This is a genomic window from Malaciobacter pacificus, from assembly GCF_004214795.1.
GTDB lineage: Bacteria > Campylobacterota > Campylobacteria > Campylobacterales > Arcobacteraceae > Malaciobacter_A > Malaciobacter_A pacificus.
Window position 1 is genome coordinate 2485152 of record NZ_CP035928.1, and the last position, 16377, is coordinate 2501528.

The 16377-nt window shown below is 29.8% G+C and carries 16 protein-coding genes; 5 read left to right on the top strand and 11 right to left on the bottom strand.

The genetic code is table 11. The features are described 5' to 3' along the window. Positions 1-4 precede the first annotated feature (4 nt). Complete coding sequence (locus tag APAC_RS12340; protein WP_130234396.1) at positions 5-1141, bottom strand: LegC family aminotransferase; 1137 nt, start codon at positions 1139-1141, stop codon at positions 5-7. 1 nt (position 1142) lies between these two features. After that, positions 1143-2333 (bottom strand): UDP-N-acetylglucosamine 4,6-dehydratase, encoded by a 1191-nt coding sequence (locus tag APAC_RS12345; protein ID WP_130234397.1) that lies wholly within the window; start codon positions 2331-2333, stop codon positions 1143-1145. 74 nt (positions 2334-2407) lie between these two features. On the opposite strand from APAC_RS12345, the gene APAC_RS12350 reads away from it, so the two are divergent. The 5 genes from APAC_RS12350 to APAC_RS12370 all read left to right on the top strand — a co-directional run bounded on the left by APAC_RS12350 (position 2408) and on the right by APAC_RS12370 (position 6155). Further along, a complete protein-coding gene (locus tag APAC_RS12350; RefSeq protein ID WP_130234398.1) occupies positions 2408-2650 on the top strand; it encodes a hypothetical protein in 243 nt (80 codons plus the stop codon). Positions 2651-2728: 78 nt separating this feature from the next. Beyond that, positions 2729-3763, top strand: coding sequence for a recombinase RecA (gene recA / locus APAC_RS12355; RefSeq protein WP_130234399.1), 1035 nt, complete (start codon positions 2729-2731; stop codon positions 3761-3763). Between the two features lie 128 nt (positions 3764-3891). Continuing rightward, entirely contained in the window at positions 3892-5169 is a 1278-nt protein-coding gene (eno, locus tag APAC_RS12360) for a phosphopyruvate hydratase (RefSeq protein WP_130234400.1), read from the top strand. 3 nt (positions 5170-5172) lie between these two features. Next, positions 5173-5415, top strand: coding sequence for an FtsB family cell division protein (locus APAC_RS12365; protein WP_130234401.1), 243 nt, complete (start codon positions 5173-5175; stop codon positions 5413-5415). After that, positions 5412-6155, top strand: coding sequence for an AMIN domain-containing protein (locus APAC_RS12370; protein ID WP_130234402.1), 744 nt, complete (start codon positions 5412-5414; stop codon positions 6153-6155). The genes APAC_RS12365 and APAC_RS12370 overlap by 4 nt, the downstream gene beginning before the upstream one ends. Here the strand turns inward: APAC_RS12370 and APAC_RS12375 are convergent. The 9 genes from APAC_RS12375 to APAC_RS12415 form a co-directional block, all read right to left on the bottom strand. Then, positions 6129-7289, bottom strand: a complete 1161-nt coding sequence (locus APAC_RS12375) for a cation:proton antiporter (RefSeq protein WP_130234403.1) — start codon at positions 7287-7289, stop codon at positions 6129-6131. The two genes, APAC_RS12370 and APAC_RS12375, sit on opposite strands and share 27 nt — an antisense overlap. A gap of 11 nt (positions 7290-7300) precedes the next feature. Beyond that, the gene (locus tag APAC_RS12380) at positions 7301-8152 is read right to left on the bottom strand and encodes a biotin synthase (RefSeq protein ID WP_130234404.1); all 852 of its coding nucleotides are present in this window, start codon (positions 8150-8152) and stop codon (positions 7301-7303) included. Further along, positions 8139-8654, bottom strand: coding sequence for a metallophosphoesterase family protein (locus APAC_RS12385; protein ID WP_130234405.1), 516 nt, complete (start codon positions 8652-8654; stop codon positions 8139-8141). The genes APAC_RS12380 and APAC_RS12385 overlap by 14 nt, the downstream gene beginning before the upstream one ends. 3 nt (positions 8655-8657) lie before the next feature. Next, a complete protein-coding gene (gene topA, locus APAC_RS12390; protein ID WP_130234406.1) occupies positions 8658-11021 on the bottom strand; it encodes a type I DNA topoisomerase in 2364 nt (787 codons plus the stop codon). A gap of 55 nt (positions 11022-11076) precedes the next feature. Then, positions 11077-11862 (bottom strand): UDP-N-acetylmuramate dehydrogenase, encoded by a 786-nt coding sequence (locus APAC_RS12395; RefSeq protein ID WP_130234407.1) that lies wholly within the window; start codon positions 11860-11862, stop codon positions 11077-11079. After that, entirely contained in the window at positions 11863-12726 is an 864-nt protein-coding gene (locus tag APAC_RS12400; protein ID WP_130234408.1) for a menaquinone biosynthesis family protein, read from the bottom strand. It lies immediately after the preceding gene. 67 nt (positions 12727-12793) lie between these two features. Next, positions 12794-13282, bottom strand: a complete 489-nt coding sequence (locus tag APAC_RS12405; protein WP_130234409.1) for a transglycosylase SLT domain-containing protein — start codon at positions 13280-13282, stop codon at positions 12794-12796. A 54-nt stretch (positions 13283-13336) separates the two neighbouring features. Further along, positions 13337-14839: an NADH-quinone oxidoreductase subunit NuoN gene (gene nuoN, locus APAC_RS12410; protein WP_130234410.1), complete on the bottom strand. Its 1503-nt coding sequence runs from the start codon at positions 14837-14839 to the stop codon at positions 13337-13339. Next, complete coding sequence (locus tag APAC_RS12415; protein ID WP_130234411.1) at positions 14839-16365, bottom strand: NADH-quinone oxidoreductase subunit M; 1527 nt, start codon at positions 16363-16365, stop codon at positions 14839-14841. Before APAC_RS12415 ends, nuoN begins: the two co-directional genes overlap by 1 nt. Positions 16366-16377 lie beyond the last annotated feature (12 nt).

The following is a 16377-nucleotide window of genomic DNA, read 5'->3' on the forward strand; positions in this document are numbered from 1 at the left end:
TCTTTTATACTCTTACTGAACTAGGTATGTTTACTACTCTTTGCTCTAAAAATTTTGCATTTTCTAAAGAAGTAGCTTGACAATCTTTATACATCTCTAATTCGTTCATAAGTTTCCAAATAGGTCTTGTCATCACACCATTTTCATTTGTATATTTTAAAAATTCATCTCTTTTTGTTTTATCTTTTAATAAAACCGCTTGAAGCCAATAGTTTGAGTTTGAATTTCTTGGTTCAAAAATAAAATCTATTTCCTTTGTAGAGAAAAACTCTTCATAAATTTTAGAAAGTTGTCTTTTTGAATCTAAAAACTTGTCTAAATTTTCCATTTGAGCTACTAAAAGTGCAGCATTTATATTTGGTAATCTATAGTTATATGCTATTTCATCATGTACATATTCGTAAGGGTGAGGGATTTTGGCTGTTGTTGTGATATGTTTTGCTCTTTTTGCTAAATTCTCATCATCAGTTACAATGACTCCACCACCACCACTTGTGATAATTTTATTTCCATTAAATGAAAATGCTGATACTTTTCCAAAGGTTCCAGTATGTTTATTTTTATAAAAACTTCCTAAACTTTCAGCGCTATCTTCAACTAAAATGATATTCCATTTATCGCAAATACCTTTAATCTCATCAATTTTACAAGGGTGCCCAAAAGTATGCATAGGAACACATGCTTTTATAGTTTTGCCTGTAGTTTTATTGATACATTTATCATCTTTTATCTCACAGTTTTGCTCTAAAAAGGTTAGTAAAGATTTTGGACTCATTCCTAATGTATCTAAATCAACATCCACAAAAATAGGCTTTGCTTTGCAATAAGATATTGCATTTGTAGTAGCTATAAAAGTTAAAGGTTGTGTAATTACTTCATCTTCATCTTTTACATTTGCTAAAATTAAAGATATATGAAGTGCAGCTGTTCCATTTACGGTTGCTATTGCATACTTACTTCCAATATATGAAGCAAATTTTTTTTCAAATTCATCTACATATTTTCCCACACTTGAAACAAATGTTGAATCGATACAGTCATTTAGATATTTTTTCTCATTTCCAATAAATCTTGGCTCATGTAAGGGAATAAATTCATTTGTATTAAAAGTTTGTTTTATAAAATCAACTATATTTTGCATGTTACATCTTTGAGTCTAGATATTTACCAGTCTCTTTATGTCCAAAGTCTGGGATTAATTTGAAAAACTCTTTTACAATATCTTCTTTACTCCATGATAAATTTTGTTTCAGTTTATTAATAGTACTTTCAAATGAGTTTAATTTTTCATCATCAAAAATAGCTTCATTTTTAATAATCCCAAGGTTTTCAAATCTAGTCAAATCTAGTATCTCTTTTTCAGTAAAAAACTCTTCAAAATCTTTTTCACCTGTTGTGTCACTAGGTGTAAATAAACATGGCCATTTACCTTGAGAAGGTAGAGTTTTTACTAAAGCTCTTGCTTCATCTTCATCTTTACAAAGATAAGGCTCATATCCTAAATCTTTTAGATATTTAATTGCTATTTCACTAAATGTAATTAGATGTAAATCCTCACTAAGTTTTGGAAAGAATATATCCCTATTTTCACCAAATATACAAGACATCAAGCATAGCTCACCACTCTCTTGTGGAGTAACAAAATATCTTTTTATATCATTTGGAGCAACTATTGGTTGAGCTTTTTGAATTCTTTGATTAAATCCATGAAGTAAACTACCATCACTAAAAGCAACATTTGCAAATCTAGCCATTGAAACATCAATATTAAGTGAATTTCTATTTACAAACATTTCCATGATTCTTTTACTTGCACCCATCATATTAACTGGATTTGCAGCTTTATCAGTACTTACACAAAAATATTTTTTAGTTCCATTTTGTATTGATTGTTTTATAGTTTTATCAGTGTTGAAAATATTTGTCTCAATCATTCTCATTAAAGTAAATGGATCTTTTTCACTTCTTACATGTTTTAATGCTGATAAATTCAATACATAATCATATTTACCATCATTTTTAATAAAGGCATCGTATTCCACTGAACCGATATCTAGTGCGAATGTTGCAAATTCTCCATCTATATAGCCAAATGAACTTCGAATGTCTCTTACCAATTCAACCATATTATTTTCACTAATATCAATAACATGGAGTTTTTTAGGATTTCTTTTAAATATTTCTTTTGCAACAGCTTGACCAATTGATCCTGCGCCACCTATCACTAGAAATGAAGAAGATGAAACTGTATCTTTTAGCTTTTTTTCATTAATATTAATATCATGTGAGAAAAGTTCCTTCTCTCTACCTATATATTTCAGTAAGTTTTTCATAGTTATCCATTATCTTAAGAAAAAATAATATAATTTTAATATATAATATATCTAAATAAACATTAGGCTTTAATTTGGAAAATAACTCAATCCCAGCAGATATTATTAAAATACAAAAAAAATTGGCAACTTTTGAAAAAGGAAGTCGAAATTATAATAAATACTCTAAAATTTTAGCTAAACATGTTAAAAAACATAACATGAAAAAAAGAGTTATATCACACATTAAAACTATTGAAAATATTCAAAAAATTGCTCAAAACAGTGAAGATGAAAAAATTCTGAAAAAGAAAACTAAAAAACCTTACAATTTGTAATAAAAATCAAAACTTCAAAATAAATCTGTTAAAATCTCATCATAATTTAAAGAAAACAAATTTCATAGGAAAAATAAAATGGATGAAAATCAAAAAAAATCACTAGACTTAGCAATCAAACAAATTGATAAAACATTTGGTAAAGGTACTTTAATTAGACTTGGAGACAAAGAAGTTATTCCAGTAGATGCAATAAGTACAGGTTCTTTAGGACTTGATTTAGGATTAGGTGTTGGAGGACTTCCAAAAGGTAGAGTAATCGAAATTTATGGACCAGAGTCTTCTGGTAAAACTACTCTTACACTACATGCAATCGCAGAGTGTCAAAAAGCTGGTGGAGTTTGTGCATTTATTGATGCAGAACATGCACTTGATACAAAATATGCAAGAGATATTGGTGTTGATATTGACAACTTACTAGTATCTCAACCAGATTTTGGGGAGCAAGCTTTAGAAATCTTAGAAACAGTTATTAGAAGTGGTGCTGTTGATTTAGTAGTTGTGGATTCAGTTGCTGCTCTTACTCCAAAAGTAGAAATTGATGGAGATATGGATGACCAGCAAGTAGGTGTTCAAGCAAGACTTATGTCTAAAGCTCTTAGAAAAGTAACTGGTTTATTAAATAAAATGAACTGTACAGTAATTTTCATTAACCAAATTAGAATGAAAATTGGTATGACGGGATATGGATCTCCAGAAACAACAACTGGTGGAAATGCACTTAAATTCTACTCTTCAGTTAGACTTGATATTAGAAGAATTGCAACTTTAAAACAAGGTGAAAACTCAATTGGTAATAGAGTAAAAGTAAAAGTTGTTAAAAATAAAGTAGCAGCACCATTTAAGCAAGCAGAGTTTGATATTATGTTTGGTGAAGGTATTTCTAAAATGGGTGAACTAGTTGATTATGGTGTTAAACTAGATATCATTGATAAAGCAGGAGCTTGGTTTAGTTATGGTGATGCTAAAATTGGGCAAGGAAAAGAAAACGCAAAAGTATTCTTAAAAGATAATCCAGAAATTGCGAAAGAGATTGAAGATAAGATTCTTGAAGCAATGGGAGTAAATGAACCAACAGATGATACTGAAACATCTGAAGAAATTGATGAATAAAAAGTAAAGAGTCAACTCTTTACTTTTACTACTAAAAACCTACAAAACCTTTAACATAACCTACATAAAAGCAAACAAAAATTAAATTTTAGCTATAATCATATAAATTATGAAAATAGGAGACCTACGTGGTATTTATTGATAACGTATATGCTGATGAAGTTTTAGATTCAAGAGGTAACCCAACAGTAAGAGCTACTGTAATTTTAAGTGATGGGACAAAAGAGAGTGCAATTGTTCCAAGTGGTGCAAGTACAGGTAAGAGAGAAGCTTTAGAGTTAAGAGATGGTGATGATAGATTCTTAGGAAAAGGTGTTTTAAAAGCAGTTGAAAATGTAAACACTAAAATTGCTGAAGAATTAATGGGATTAAGCCCATACAATCAAGCAGAAGTTGATGCAACTATGAAAGATATTGATGGTACTCACAACTACTCAAACTTAGGTGCAAATGCTGTACTTGGTGTATCTATGGCAGTTGCAAGAGCAGCAGCAAGTTCATTAAATGTTCCATTATACAGATATTTAGGTGGAGCAAATGCAATGACTATGCCTGTTCCGATGTTTAACATCATTAATGGTGGAGAGCATGCAAATAACTCTGTTGACTTCCAAGAATATATGATTATGCCAACAGGTTTCGAAAACTTCAATGAAGGTTTAAGAGCTGTTGCAGAAATTTATCAACACTTAAAAAAAGTAATTGATGCTATGGGTGAATCAACAGCAGTTGGTGATGAGGGTGGATTTGCTCCAAACTTAAAATCAAATGAAGAACCAATAGCAGTAATTATGGAAGCTATTGAAAAAGCTGGATATAAAGCTGGTGAACAAATTTCTATCGCACTTGACGTTGCAGCTTCTGAGTTAATCAATGAAGAGGGTAAATATGAATTAAAAGGTGAAGGAAGAACTTTAACTTCACAAGAACTTGTATCATACTACGCTGATTTATGTGCTAAATATCCTATCGTATCTATTGAAGATGGATTAAGTGAAGATGATTGGGATGGATGGAAAATCTTAACTGATACTATTGGAGACAAAGTTCAATTAGTTGGAGATGATTTATTTGTAACAAATGCAAATATTTTAGCTGAAGGTATCCAAAAAGGTATCGGTAATGCTATTTTAATTAAACCTAATCAAATTGGTTCAGTTTCTGAAACAATGTTAACAATCAGATTAGCACAAAGAAACAATTACAACTGTGTAATGTCTCACAGATCTGGTGAATCTGAAGATGCATTTATTGCTGATTTCGCGGTTGCATTAAATTGTGGGCAAATTAAAACAGGTTCAACTGCAAGATCTGATAGAATCGCTAAATATAATAGATTATTAGAAATTGGTGCAGAAATTGGATATGCAGAGTATTTAGGGAAACAACCTTTTTCTAAAAAATAATTTATGAAAAAAAAACTACAGGGGTATAGGAAATTTTTCGTAATAGCACTGGGTTCAGTTACTATTACCATATTTCTTAGCTACCATGTAGCTAATATTCTTTTTGGAGATAACTCTTTAGAAGTTTATAACTCTTTAAAACATAAAAAAGAGTATCTTGAAAATGAAATTTCAAGACTACAAAAACATAATGCTTATTTGCAAAAAGAGTATTTCGAATTAAAAAACTTGGAGCCTGAAGAATGAAAAAACTATCTTTTTTAACATTATCTGTGATTACTGCTATTAGTTTAAATGCGAGGGAAAACCCTTTTGAAATGACAAATGCATATGAAGAAGAAGCTGCAAGAATAATTGAAACCAATGAAACAGCAATACATGAAGCTATGAGTGAAGCATCTTATATAAAAGAGATGCAAGAAAAAATGCAAAAACCTAAAGTTGAAGATGCTGTGAAAAAGCTTATTCCTGTAATTAAAGAAGAGAAACCAAAAGAGAAGGTTTATACAAAAAAAGAAGTTGATACATTAATTAATAAAACTAAAAAACAGACTGAATATAAAACTAAACAGATTGTAAAAAAAGAGTTAGAAAAAGAGCTTAAAACAACAAAAATAGAAAAGCCAGCTCAGGTTGTATATGTAAAACCTAGACCTGATATTATTGATGATGAACTTATAACAAAAAAGATTCTTCCTTTTGTAGATATTGAATACAATGATGAAAAATTTATGATAAAAACTGATAGTGATATATCAAGAAAATTTACTTTAGATAAAGATAATAAAATTATTATTGATTACAAAGCAAAAAAGAATTTTTATACAAAAAGAGACACTTTAGAATCAAAAAGTTTCAAAAAGATAACTGTAGGTAACCACAAAAAAGAAAATTACTACAGAGTTGTAATTGAGCTTAACTCTAAACCTTCAAACTTTGAAGTAACATATAAAGATAAGTTAATTACTATTTCTAAAACTAATTAGGCTATTTATAATCCTAATTAGTATCATAACAACTAATACTTCTAAAATAGCTGCTAAAATAAATGCATAATAATACTCTTGTGTAATTGAGTGATTGTTATATGCAATTGTTGTTACTGCAATTAAAAGTGTCAGTGGCATTGCATGAGAAAGTCCCAACATATAAAATCTATTCCACCCCATTTCTTGAATAAATAACATTGAAGCAATTATCCTAATTACAATCATTGCAAAGGTAATTAAGAGTGCTTTTAACACTAAGTCACTATTTAATAGTGCTTCAATTTCAAGGGATGCTCCAACTGAGATAAAAAATATTGGAACTAACCAACCAAATCCAAAGTGTTCTAATTTATGAGGTAATTGCTTGTTGTGTTCCTCAAAGAAAGTAGTAATAAAAGTTCCTGCTATAAATGCTCCAAAGGCTACTTCTAAATGTAAATACATCATAACTGTAATCATTAAGAAAAATATCGCCATTGAGATTCTAATATCTTGTTCTTGATGATCTTCTTGAGGCATTAAATAACTTTTAATTTCAGGAAACCACCAAATAAGATTATGAAAAATTTTATATACTACTAGCATTACAAGTAAGAATAAAACAAATAATGCCATTGTTTTATAAAAGTCATAACTTATTCCATACTCTAAAACAGCAGATACAGTTGTTAATGCAAAAATAGATACTATTTCTCCAATTAAACCTACTATAAAAGCCATTTTTATCCATTCTGTTTCACCATACTCTTTTTTAAGAGCTGCTAATACTCCAATAGAAATTAAAGGTAATATAACTATAAATATCTTTCCTAAATCAAAATAAAAAGTTATAAAAATAGAGCTTGCAAAAAGAACGACGTTATACAGTAGTGATTTTTTTAACATTGTAGGGGAAATGGACAGAAGCTTTTTCAAATCAATTTCAAGACCAGCTAGGAACATTAAGTACAAGAAACCAAGCTCTGCTACTAAATGTAGTATCGCATGGTCACTTATAAGTGCAAAATATGCAGCAACTGCTCCCATCATAATTTCAACAGGGATTGTTGGTAGTTTTGTTAATTTTGAGATTAATGGTGAAGTAAATATTATTAGTGATATTGATATAATAATTAAAATTTCTTCACTCATTAAATTACCTCTTAATCTCTTTCTCTTTTAATTTTATATCCGTGTTTTTCTAATTCAGCAATATCATCAGCAGGTGTTTTACCAGCAGTAGTTAAATAATCTCCAATTACAAAGGCATTTGCACCTTTTTCAAAGATTTTATATTGTTCATCACCAAACATTACTTCTCTTCCACCTGCAACCATAATTTTTTTAGCATTTGGAATCATTTTTCTAGCTAGTGTGATTAATTCAAATGCTTCTTCTCTAGTAATTGTATTTTCAACAATTGGTAAAGCTGCATTTGGATGGAAGAAGTTTAATGGCACATTCATAGGGTCTAATGAAGCTAAAGACTCTAACATAGAGATTCTTTGCTCTTGAGTTTCACCCATACCAAAAATTCCACCAGTTACTAGTCTTAATCCAACTTCTTTAACATTTAAACAAGTTTGATATCTATCATCCCAAGGGTGAGTTGTACAAATTGTTTCATAAAAATCTCTTGCTGTTTCTAAGTTGTGATTATATGCATCAACACCTGCATCTTTAAGTGCTTGTAATTGCTCAACACTTGCAATACCATTACATGCAATTAAAATTAAACCTAATTTCTCTTTTTTAATAGCCCGTGCAGCTTCACAAACGTATTCTAATCTTTTAGGAGTTAATCCTTTTCCTGCTGTTACTAAACAAAAACCATTTGCATTATTAGCTCTTGCTCTTTTAGCTTCTTCAACAATTTGTTCGATCTCTTTTTGTTTATATCTTTGAATTTCAGCTTTATATTTCACACTTTGTGTACAGAATTTACAATCTTCATTACATGTTCCACTTTCAATATTACAAATAGCACATAAAAAAATTTCATTATTTTCGTTCATATTTATACTCTTCTTTCTTAAAATTGTTTTCATTTATATTTTTAAAATAGTAGGAGATTATATACTCATTTTCATTAATTTCTAGTATCACACACTCAATTAAGGGCTTCTCTCTTGCACATACTTCACCTGGGTTTACAAAAAGTGTCTTATTAGTATATTCACATTCAAACATATGAGTATGACCAAAAATTACAATATCGCTATCTGGAGTTAGATGATAAGGTAAATGCATTAGTTTAAATTTTATATCTTTTATTTTGAAATAATATGGCTCTTTTTTTATAAAATACTTATCACTAACACTAAGTAAACCTCTATCATTATTTCCAAATACACTTACATATGTTAATCCTGAGTTTTCTAGTAGCTCTAAATTTTTTTCAACACATAAATCACCTGCATGAATCAAATATTGAACTTTATTTTCTTTAAGATGATTAATTACATCTTCGGTATAGTCAACTTTTGTGTGACTATCCGATAGTATTCCTATTTTCATGATTTATTTATCAGTTTTTTTGATAGTGCTCTTTTTAGCAGTTGTTTTTTTAGTTGTAGTCTTTTTTGTTGTTGTTTTTTTTGCAGGAGCTTTTTTTGCTGCTGTTTTAGATTTTGGATCTTTTGCAATAATCTCTTCACATTGCTCTAGTGTTAAATCTTCAGCCTCAATCCCTTTTGGAATTTTATAGTTTTTTCTACCTTGTTTAATATATGGACCATATTGACCTATAAGTACATGAATTTTTTCTTTTTCAAATACTTTAATTGTAGCTTTTGCTTTTGCTTCATCAATCTCTTTGATTACCTCTAAAGCTCTTGGTAACTCTATTTTATATGGGTCATCAGTTTTTAATGAATAAAACTTTGTCTTAACTTGTAAGTATGGTCCAAATCTTCCAATATTTGCTTTGATATCTTCACCATCTGCTGTTTGACCCACAACTCTAGGAAGAGTAAATAAATACAATGCTTCATCAAGGGTAATTGTATCCATATTTTTATCATCTGGAATTGCTACAAATTTAGGTTTTTCTTCATCATCTTTTGTACCAATTTGAATAAATGGACCAAATCTTCCCACTCTTGCACTCACTGGTTTTCCAGATTTTGGATCAGTTCCAAGCTCTCTTACTTGTAAATAATCCTCTTTATTAACGCTTTCTTCTTTTTCTTCAATTGTCTTTTTGAAATCCCCATAAAAGTCTTTCATTACTTGTTCCCAAGCAATTTTGCCCTCAGCAATTTCATCAAACTGTTCTTCAATTTTAGCAGTAAATCCTAAGTCAACAATATGTGAAAAATGGTCAACTAAAAAACTATTTACAATTTCACCCGTTGGAGTAGGTGCTAGTTTTTTATCTTCAGTTTTTACAACATATTCTCTTTGTAAAATTGTTGTAATAGTTGGAGCATAAGTTGAAGGTCTACCAATTCCTTCACTTTCTAACTTCTTAACCAAACTAGCCTCTGTATATCTAGCAGGTGGCTTTGTAAAGTTTTGCTCACACTCTAAATTTTCTAATTCTAAAACTGTTCCAACTTTGATATTTGGTAAAATTTTTTCTGTACTATCAAGTGCAGCTTCAGGATTATCACTACCTTCAGTATAAGCTTTCATAAATCCAGGGAAGATAATTCTTTGTCCCTTAGTTTGAAATTCAAACTCTTTATCTTTTCCAGCTTCTATTTTATATGTAGTATTAGCAATTTTTGCTTGTGCCATTTGAGTTGCTAATGTTCTTTTCCAAATTAGACTGTAAAGTTTAAATTGAGCTGGTTCAACATAAGCTTTTATTTCACTTGGTTTTAGTGCTAAGTTAACTGGTCTAATAGCTTCGTGAGCCTCTTGTGCTCCTTTTGCTTTTGATTTATAAGTTCTAGGCTTATTTAAACTATACTCTTTCCCATATTCTGCTTCAATAACTTTTTTTGCTGCACTTGTAGCAACAGTTGAAAGATTTAATGAGTCAGTTCTCATATAAGTAATTAAACCACCACTATGACCTGGAATATTACCAACATTTCCTTCATATAACTGTTGAGCGATAATCATTGTTTGTTTAACAGAAAGCCCAAGTTTTCTTGAAGCCTCTTGTTGTAAAGTTGAAGTTGTAAATGGAGCAGCTGGATTTCTAGTGCTCTCTTTTTCTTCAATATCAACTAGCTGATAAATACCTTGATTTAATGAAGCTTCAATTGCTCTTGCTTCTTGCTCATTTGGAATTTTTTGAACTTTTCCATTTATTTTTGCTAGTTCTGCTTTTAATTCAGGATTTATAAAATCTGCTTTTATTTTCCAAAACTCTTCAGGAATAAATGCTCTAATTTCATTCTCTCTATCAACTATAATTCTAACAGCAACAGATTGAACTCTACCAGCACTTAGACCATATCTAACTTTTTTCCATAAAAGAGGTGAAAGCTCATATCCAACTGCTCTATCTAAAATTCTTCTTGCTTGTTGTGCATCAACTAAGTTTTGGTCAACATCCCTTGGTGTTTCTAAAGCTTTTAAAATAGCATCTTTTGTAATTTCATGAAATACAATTCTTTTAATAGGGTTTTTTTCAATTTTTAGTGCAGGAATTAAGTGCCAAGCAATAGCTTCTCCCTCTCTATCCTCATCGGCCGCTAGGTAAATAGTGGTGTCTTTATTAATCTCTTTTTTAAGGTCACTAATAACCTTTTTCTTATCAGTTGAGATTAAATACTTTGGTTCAAAATTATTATCTGGATCAAATCCAAGTTTTGATTTTGGTAAATCTCTTACATGACCCATTGAGGCCATTACTTTAAAATCATTTCCTAAAAATTTTGAAATTGTTTTTGCTTTTGCTGGGGACTCCACTATTACTAAATTCTTCACTAAAAAACCTTACACTATTTTTAATTTTTTGCATTCTAACATAAATTTATTAATATTACTTATAAATAATTACTTCTTCTTGTATATCTATATTAAACTGCTCTTTTACTCTTTTCTTTGCTTCATTGATTAAATAAACAGCATCTTCAAAGGTACCATCTCCATTATTCACCAAAAAATTAGCATGTTCTTGTGAAAAACTCATACCACCTTTTGGTTCACCTTTTAATCCGACTTCTTGAATTAATCTACCTGCAAAATCACCTTTTGGGTTTTTAAAACAACTTCCTGCGCTTGGCATATGAGGTTGATTATCTCTCATACGATTAAACTCTTTTAATTTATCTTTGCAAAATCCATACTCTATATTAAATACAACTTCATAAACTATGGTATCTAATTTTGTATGCCTATAAGAGTACTCAACATCCTCTTTTTTAATATATCCATCTTTTGTTTTTATACTATGAATATAGTTAAATACTTCCCAAGATTTTAACCCTGCATTCATCTTAACTAAACCACCCATATTCCCTGGTAATTTAGCTAAAAATTCTAAATTTGCAATATCATTTTTTCTAGTATAAGTTAAAAGCTTACCAGAAGTTGTAGCACAACCAACATAAAGTAAATCTCCCTCTTGTCTAATATAATCAAATGCTTCACCAAGAATAGCAAACTTCTTTTTTGTATTTGGAGAGATTAAAAGATTATTTGCCCTACCTATAATTTGATAATCACTATAATCTCCTATTTCATTAATTACTAAAACTTCAAGTTGGGGTCCAATCTTTATTGATGAGTATCTTTTAAAATCAATTGTTTTTGTACTATTTTGCAACTATTGTGCCCTTAAGCTTTCATATTCACTTGGGATTAAATAATCTTTTGCTTTTATTAAACTATTGAAATATCCATGTTTATAACCAAGCTCATATAGTTTATCTAAAGCTTGATATTGTACTTCACTTAATTGAACTGAATTATCATTTGCATAAAGGTCTAAATATGTATCAAGTGTTGGAGCATCTACTCTAATTAGTCCTTTTTCAAGTAACATAGGAGCTAAAACACGTCTATTTTTATTTGCTACATCAACTGCTTTAATTAATGTATTTTCATAATTAATTGCATTATGAATTGGAAGTGATCTTCTTAAACACATTCCTCCAAGTGGTAATGGTAAACCTCCACCACTAAGCTCAACCCATACATCCCACATCTCTTTTTCAACTTCTAAAGATTCATCAAAAGTTAAAATTGATTCATGAATTAAAACACCAGCATCAACAGTTCCATCAATAACTGCTTGCTCAATATCTAAAAAGTTCATATATGTGATTCTAGCTTCTGGATAGGCTATTTTAAATAATAAAGCATTTGTTGTAAACTCACCACTAAGTGCAACTTTGAAATTTCTTTTTAATTTAGTGCCTTTTTTCTTAATAAGTTTTGGTCCATAACCCTCTCCAAAAGAAACAGCAGTTTTAAGTAATGCATAGTCATCTTTAACAAATGGATATAAAGCAAATGAGATAGCACAGATATCGTATTCACCTTTTAAAGTTGCTTGATTTAATGTTTCAATATCATCAGCTATATTTTCAAAAACTGCATCTTTTGGAGTAACCCATCCAAACTTAATTGCATAATACATAAAAATATCATCGGCATCTGGTGAGTGTGCAACACTAATTTTCTTCAAAGTTATTCCTTATTCTTTTGTATTTGGATTTTATCTAGTTTAGCTTTATGCTTTGGTTATAACTCATTTATAAGTTATATTCAACTTTTAATTTCTTTATTATCTTAAATATTGATTGAGCATATTTAACTCCTGTATTGCTCTTATATTTATACCCCGTATTGTAACTAGACCATATTCTAGCCCAATTGTCTTTATGAACTTTTCTCCAGTATCTTAATTCTATTATTGCATTTGCTGTTGCAAAACCTACATCATTTAAAAGCTTATTAGCATAATAAGCTCTATTTTCAGGAGTATCAGCGACTTTTTGTCTACTTAAAACAGTTTTTATATTTGCTTGAAAAGGGCCATAATCATTTGTTTTGCTATTAATTTGATTTTTACCTAAACTTGATTCTTTTATGGCAATTGCCATAAGAGTATATTTCATCATTTCATCATTTGTTAATGATTTAATTTTTTTTAAACTTATAATGTCTTTTTGAGTTAAACCTAATGAATTTGAATATAAAAAAGAGAAAAGAAGAGTAAAACTTAACAATATTTTTTGCATGAAATATTGTACTATAATTCTAACTATTTTTACAAATAGCTAGAATTATTAAATCTAAAAGCCTGCACTAGATACGTATGAACCAATAACTTTTAATAGTGGATCAACTAATAGTACAGAGATTAATGTTAAAAATACTGCAAGCCCGATAGCAGCTTTCATTGGTGTTGAACCATTTTGCATAAATCTAGTTTTTAATTCAGGGTCAGGATCTTTTAAGAACATATAAGAAACCGGTCTTAAATAGTAATATGCTGCAATTGCAGAGTTTAATACCATAATAATTGCTAAAGCAATATGCCCTGCATTTACTGCACTTGCAATAATATACATTTTACCCCAAAATAGAGCAAATGGAGGAAGTCCAGTTAGTGCAAATAAGAACATTCCTAAAATTGATGCTGTAAATGGCGAAATTTGTGCAAGTCCTGCAAATTTCTTAAATGAGTATGGTGATTGATAGTCTGAATACTCTTTACCTCTATTAAGCCATAACATACCAAATGCCCCAAAATTAGTAATTGCAAATAAAACCCAATATAAGAATAAAGCATTTGTAGCTTGATGAGTTCCTATTACTATTGCAGCCATTGCCATACCAGCATTTGAAATTGATGAATATGCAAGCATTCTTTTTATATCTATTTGTTGAAGTGCAATTAAATTTGGAATTGTAATTGTTAGAACAACTGTTGTATAAAGCATAGTTTGAATAATAATATCATCTGCTTGAATAAAAATCTCAAAAAATCTAAGTGCAACAACAAAACCTGCCATTTTTGGAACAACAGATAAAAAACCTGCCATAGCTGAAGTTGAACCTTGATAAACATCTGGAACCCAAATATGATATGGGAATAGTGATAATTTAAACCCAAGAGCTGCAAACATGAACACAAAACCAACTAACATCAAAATATAATTACTGTAGTTTTCATCAGAGAAATAGTTTTGTTCATTTAATACTTGTGCAATTTGTGCTAATTCAACTGAACCAGTTATTGCATAGAACATCATAGAACCAAAGGCAAAGAATGCTGCTGCTAATGCTCCCATAGTAAAATATTTAACTGCAGCTTCTATAGAAACCATTCTATTATGCATTGCAATCATAGTATAAAGTGCTAAAGATGAAGTCTCAAGTCCAACAAATATTAAAATCAATGAATCTGTACTTACCATAAACTGGAAACCAGCAATTGCAAAAAGATATAAAGCGAAATATTCAGCATATCTAAACTCTTGGAATCTTAGTTTAGAAATTCCTAAGAAAATAAACATCAATGCACCAATTAAAATAATACATTGAGCTATTATTGATATACCATCAATTAGCATTAAATCAAACAGACCTCTTTCATCACTATTAAATGCTAAAACCGTAAATAAATCAAACATTAAGAATAATGCAACAATAACTACATATAGTGATTTATGTTTATCTTTATTAAATAGGTCAGTTAATAAAATTCCTAATGCTCCAATAATTGCAATTGAAACAGGAGCTAATGTTGCTAAGTTTAGACTTTCTAAACTTATATTAATTGGCTCAATCATTACTTAACCTCCCCTACAGTATTTAAAGCTCTAAGCTTCTCTTTTGTATCTTGATTAACTGCTTTAATCTCCATTACTTTTGTAAGATTTGTAACAGTTGTATTTAAAGGCTCTAATATAATCTTTGGATAAATACCTAAAACTATTGTTAAAACAACTAATGAACCAAGAGCAACTAATTCTCTACCAAAAATATCTTTTAAAGATTTATTTTCTGGTTTAACTAATTTTCCAAAGAATGTTCTTTTGTACATTGCTAACATATAAACTGCACTTAACACAATAGTTAAAGTTGCAATTACTGTTAATGTTGGAGAGAATTTAAAGAATCCAAGTAATGATAAAAACTCACCAATAAATCCAACTGTTAAAGGAAGACCAATTGATGCCATTAATATAATTGCATAGAATGCTGCAAATACTGGCATATTATGAGCTAAGCCTCCAAAGGCACCAATCATCTTAGTTCCTCTTCTATCATATAACATTCCAACTGCCATAAATAGAGCTCCTGATACAATACCGTGACCAATCATTAAATATACTGAACCTGCAATTCCTTCAACATTTAGTGCAAATACACCTAAAGTAATAACACCCATATGTGAGATTGAAGAGTAAGCAATCATTTGTTTCATATCTTCTTGTGCATAAGCTACCATTGCTGTATAGATAATTGCTATTAGTCCAAGTGTTGCCATAAATGGTACAAAATAAACTGATGCATCAGGGAACAGAGGTAGAGAGAATCTAATAAATCCGTACGTTTCCATTTTTAATAAAATAGCTGCAAGCATAATAGAACCAATTGTTGGTGCTTGACCGTGAGCTAATGGAAGCCATGTATGGAATGGGAACATTGGAACTTTTACTGCAAATCCAAAGAAGAATGCAATGAATAACCACATTTGAGCTTCAAAAGGAAGAACAATACTATTCCAATCAAATAGACTAAAACTCCAAGTTCCTGTTGTTTGATGATAAATATATCCAAAATATAAAATACCAACAAGCATTACAAGTGAACCTGTAAAAGTATATAAGAAGAATTTAATTGCAGCGTAAAATCTTTTTTCAGCACCCCAAAAACCAATTACGTAGAACATTGGAATAAGTGTTAATTCCCAGAAAATATAAAACATTATAACATCTAAAGAAACGAAAACCCCAACCATTGTCATCTCTAAATATAAAATAGAGATAATTAAGTTCTTCATACCCTTAGTTACAGTTAATCCAATAACTGCAATCATTGTTACAAATGTAATCATTACAACAAGGAACAGTGAAACCCCATCTACTCCCACAGTATATGTTATACCATACTCACTAATTAGTGGTAGTGATTTAACAAACTGCATCTCTGCTACATTAACATCAAAGTGGTACCATAATAAAAGTGCTAATACAAACTCCACAACTGTTACAACAACACCAAATTGTCTCATTGAATTTTTGTCAACTAAAAATCCAATAGTTGCAGCAGCAGCTGGGAAAAATATAAGCATTGATAAAATATTTTCCATTAAACAAACCCC